Origin of the sequence: Sodalis sp. (in: enterobacteria), from assembly GCF_047607725.1 — a bacterium.
Lineage (GTDB): Bacteria > Pseudomonadota > Gammaproteobacteria > Enterobacterales > Enterobacteriaceae > JBLKSS01.
The window spans coordinates 1-2239 of record NZ_JBLKSS010000342.1 but is presented as its reverse complement, the minus strand read 5'-3'; the positions used below and the strand labels follow the sequence as shown (position 1 = coordinate 2239).

General features: G+C 49.4%; 2 protein-coding genes. Both read left to right on the top strand.

Annotated elements, in window-relative coordinates; translation table 11 throughout:
- Positions 1–336 precede the first annotated feature (336 nt).
- On the top strand, positions 337–744 hold the full coding sequence (hns, locus tag ACMX3H_RS20110) for a histone-like nucleoid-structuring protein H-NS (RefSeq protein WP_415211953.1): 408 nt from the start codon (positions 337–339) through the stop codon (positions 742–744).
- Between the two features lie 1178 nt (positions 745–1922).
- Positions 1923–2239: transposase (locus tag ACMX3H_RS20105; protein ID WP_415211952.1), on the top strand; the 317-nt coding region annotated here is incomplete at its 3' end.

Genomic DNA, 2239 nt, shown 5'->3' with positions numbered 1-2239 from the left:
TAAGAAAACGCAGGAGATTATGCTGTAAAGCTTTTATTTTTCAGCCGCCGGGAAGGTCTAAAGCGGTTATAACCCCCCCCCGCCGGCGCGGTGATATAAACCTTCCTTATAATGAAATCAGCAGTGCATTATGCACTCATAAGGCGTCCTGAAGGAAAAACGGAACCTGATGAATCAATTTTGCCTCGCCCGGCGAACACAATATATTTACAGTTACGGGGTCATAGGCATTTATAAAGAATACTTTTGATTAATCACAATCTGGGTATTGCAGAAAAGAAACTAGCGCTCTATTATTACTGGGACGCCCCCTTTATAATATTCGAGATTATGTCAATGAGCGAAGCACTAAAGATTCTAAACAACATCCGTACTCTGCGCGCACAGGCCAGAGAATGCACTCTGGAAACTCTTGAAGAAATGCTGGAGAAACTAGAGGTCGTTGTCAATGAACGCCGTGAGGAAGATAGTCAAGCCCAGGCTGAAATTGAAGAGCGTACGCGCAAATTACAGCAATACCGCGAAATGTTGATTGCCGATGGCATCGACCCGAACGAATTGCTGCAGTCGATGAGTTCCTCTAAATCCGCGGGTAAAACCAAGCGTGCCGCTCGTCCGGCGAAATATCAGTACACCGACGAAAACGGCGACGTTAAAACCTGGACCGGCCAAGGCCGTACCCCTGCGGTAATCAAAAAAGCGATTGGTGAAGAAGGCAAAGCACTGGAAGATTTTCTGCTGTAATCGCCTAGTCGACCCAAGTTGCAAAAAAACCGCTGCTCGCAGCGGTTTTTTTTATCTGCCCTTTGCGCCGCGCGCGGCGTACAAAGGCCCAATCCTTTGCCCTATTCCCCGACATCATGCAAGCACCTTCCCGGAGAGGAGGTCTATTCCACACGGGTCTGCGCCATAGATGTTTTTAAATAATAATCAAGCAAACATTGTAATAAGTACATTATTAACAGAATAATTAACTACTGAACGGCAGGAAGAGTGGGGATTACCCCCGGCGTTTCACGATAGCGCCGCCATTGCGCCGTTATAATTCAACAATATCTTCACATTCGCAAACTCGCGATCTGTGTCCATGCCATTCCATTGTGACAAACCGACACACTTCTCTGCGCTAATTTGCCGATGAGTTAAAAGCCGTTACCGCGAAGACGGTTTGATTAGAAGGCATTTTGATGTTCAAGAAATATTTCACCTGCAGTGATTTCAATGGCCGAAGGTAAGCGTTATGACCTTTTCTCTTGCAGTATATTGCCAAAGGCGGTAAAGAAGGCAGCAAATCGCCGGGCCAAAATAGGCCCCCCCCTTGCTGCCAAAATGTGCGTTATGCCGCATTCTTGATAGCTTTTTCATAGGGTGAATATGTTCGTTAACCTGTATTTATATTAGCGTGTGAATCTTCTACGTTCCCTTTTTAGCCGCGGCACCCGCCTGTTGCGCAAACAGGAAGCGCCTGCACGGGAGCGATATTTCCGGCTCTGTTCCGCGCGCGTCCAATTGATGAATCGCAAAAGAATAAGGGCAGAACCCCGTTTATGCCGCCCTAAACCCTGAGTTCGATCCTTGAACGCTTTCTCCCCTCTTATTCTTGCCTGCGGCGCTAAGGCAGCCGCCGAGAATATCAGCAACGGCAAGTGGCGAGACAGCGACCCTACGAGGGCCCGTTAGCCCAGGTGTCGCCGCGACATTGCCCCTGCCACCGGGTGATGTTTCCTATCGAGGCATTAAACGGACAGAAAGCGGGCGCCTATCCTCGAGCGCCGGCCATCACCCGGCCCACTGCCTTATTGGCTTGTTGAATATTACTGCTTTACCTCGGCCCGTTGGTAAGCGTACGCCCCGCGCCGTCTGTTAATTCCCCATCAAGTTATTAAAGATGATGTCCATTATTTTTTTAATGGGCGCAATTCATGAAACAAACCCCACCAAAACCCTCAAGACATCGTCCCAATTTCCCGCTGGACTTTAACATTAAGCTGGTTGAGCAGGCGCTCCAGCCCGGCGTATCCATTGCCAAGCTGGCACGGGATAACGGTATCAATGACAATTTGCTGTTCAACTGGCGCCAGCTCTACCGTCAGGGCAAGTTCGGTGTCCAACCTAAAATCCCCACTACACAGCAGGCTGAGCTACTGGCGGTTACACTCACCGCCGAACCATCACCCTTACGTTTTCCTTTACCCTCTGCCGAACCCGTTACTTGCGACATTGAGTTCACCGGTGCCCG

Excerpts from the sequence above, each read along its gene's own strand:
- hns (WP_415211953.1), top strand. The coding sequence starts at position 337 with ATGAGCGAAGCACTAAAGATTCTAAACAACATCCGTACTCTGCGCGCA.